This is a genomic window from Chryseobacterium sp. SIMBA_028, from assembly GCF_046535285.1.
Taxonomy (GTDB): Bacteria; Bacteroidota; Bacteroidia; order Flavobacteriales; family Weeksellaceae; genus Chryseobacterium.
In genome coordinates this window covers 1-269 of the sequence record NZ_JAWRWZ010000311.1, presented here as the reverse complement: position 1 = coordinate 269, position 269 = coordinate 1, and the positions used below count along the sequence as shown (strand labels likewise).

At 39.0% G+C, this 269-nt stretch carries 1 protein-coding gene; it reads left to right on the top strand.

All coding sequences use genetic code 11. The features are described 5' to 3' along the window. Positions 1–269 (top strand): pyruvate kinase alpha/beta domain-containing protein (locus tag SCA31_RS23580; RefSeq protein ID WP_410699439.1); only part of this gene is annotated, 269 nt, incomplete at both ends.

Genomic DNA, 269 nt, shown 5'->3' with positions numbered 1-269 from the left:
CAACATAAGAACGAGCCAATGGAAAAAGACTACAACTGTATCGATGAGAGATTCATTACGAACAGAGTATGTCTTGCAGCGGTAAGAATTGCAAAAACAACCAACGTTTCGGCAATTGTTACATTAACGCATTCCGGATATACAGCGTTCCAGCTTTCTGCACACAGACCTAATTCTCATATTATTGTGTATAGTGGTAATAAAAGAGTAATTACGATGTTGAACCTTCTTTGGGGAGTTCGCGCGTATTACTACGACATGAAAAAACC